This window comes from Nonomuraea sp. NPDC047897 (assembly GCF_043204415.1).
Taxonomy (GTDB): domain Bacteria; phylum Actinomycetota; class Actinomycetes; order Streptosporangiales; family Streptosporangiaceae; genus Nonomuraea.
Genome location: NZ_JBIDCC010000034.1, coordinates 1 through 1,520, shown reverse-complemented (window position 1 = coordinate 1,520; position 1,520 = coordinate 1). Strand labels below are relative to the sequence as shown.

Here is a 1,520-nt window from a genome sequence, read left to right as displayed (position 1 = left end):
CCGAACGCTCGGTCCGATCGGGTAGTAGGTAAGCGATGGGGTGACGCAGGAAGGTAGTCCAGCCCAGGCGATGGTTGTCCTGGGGTAAGCATGTAGCCCGTGTCGTAGGCAAATCCGCGACACTTGTGGGTGAGATGTGATGCCGAGCCGATTGTGGCGAAGTGGATGATCCTATGCTGCCGAGAAAAGCCTCTAGCGAGTGTTGTGGCGGCCCGTACCCTAAACCGACTCAGGTGGTCAGGTAGAGAATACTAAGGCGATCGGGTGAACTGTGGTTAAGGAACTCGGCAAATTGCCCCCGTAACTTCGGGAGAAGGGGGACCTCTGCTGGTGATAGGCCTTGCGCTTGGAGCTGGTGGGGGTCGCAGTGGCCAGGGGGAAGCGACTGTTTACTAAAAACACAGGTCCGTGCGAAGTCGTAAGACGATGTATACGGACTGACGCCTGCCCGGTGCCGGAACGTTAAGGGGACCGCTTAGCTGGCTTCGGCCGGCGAAGGTGAGAACTTAAGCGCCGGTAAACGGCGGTGGTAACTATAACCATCCTAAGGTAGCGAAATTCCTTGTCGGGTAAGTTCCGACCTGCACGAATGGCGTAACGACTTCCCCGCTGTCTCAACCGCAGACCCGGCGAAATTGCATTACGAGTAAAGATGCTCGTTACGCGCAGCAGGACGGAAAGACCCCGGGACCTTCACTACAGCTTGACATTGGCGTTTGGAGCGTCTTGTGTAGGATAGGTGGGAGACTGGGAAGCTCGGACGCTAGTTCGGGTGGAGTCATTGGTGAAATACCACTCTGGTCGTTTTGAACGTCTAACTCTGGTCCGTGATCCGGATCGGGGACAGTGTCTGGTGGGTAGTTTAACTGGGGCGGTTGCCTCCTAAAGGGTAACGGAGGCGCCCAAAGGTTCCCTCAGCCTGGTTGGTAATCAGGTGTTGAGTGTAAGTGCACAAGGGAGCTTGACTGTGAGACTGACGGGTCGAGCAGGAGCGAAAGCTGGGACTAGTGATCCGGCATCGGCGTGTGGAAGCGGTGTCGCTCAACGGCTAAAAGGTACCCCGGGGATAACAGGCTGATCTTCCCCAAGAGTCCATATCGACGGGATGGTTTGGCACCTCGATGTCGGCTCGTCGCATCCTGGGGCTGGAGTAGGTCCCAAGGGTTGGGCTGTTCGCCCATTAAAGCGGTACGCGAGCTGGGTTTAGAACGTCGCGAGACAGTTCGGTCCCTATCCGCTGCGCGCGCAGGAGACTTGAAAGGGGCTGTCCCTAGTACGAGAGGACCGGGACGGACGAACCTCTGGTGTGCCAGTTGTACCGCCAGGTGCACGGCTGGTTGGCTACGTTCGGAAGGGATAACCGCTGAAAGCATCTAAGCGGGAAGCTCGCCTTGAGATGAGGTCTCCCACCACGAGAGTGGGTAAGGCTCCCGGTAGACGACCGGGTTGATAGGCCGGAGGTGGAAGCACGGTAACGTGTGGAGCTGACCGGTACTAATAGGCCGAGGACTTGACCACAA

Annotated in this window: 1 rRNA gene (running past one end of the window); it reads left to right on the top strand. The window is 57.6% G+C overall.

Going from position 1 to position 1,520, the window contains the following annotated elements:
• A 23S ribosomal RNA gene (locus ACGF0J_RS38005) occupies positions 1-1,518 on the top strand; it begins 1,658 nt to the left of the window's first position.
• Positions 1,519-1,520: the final 2 nt, after the last annotated feature.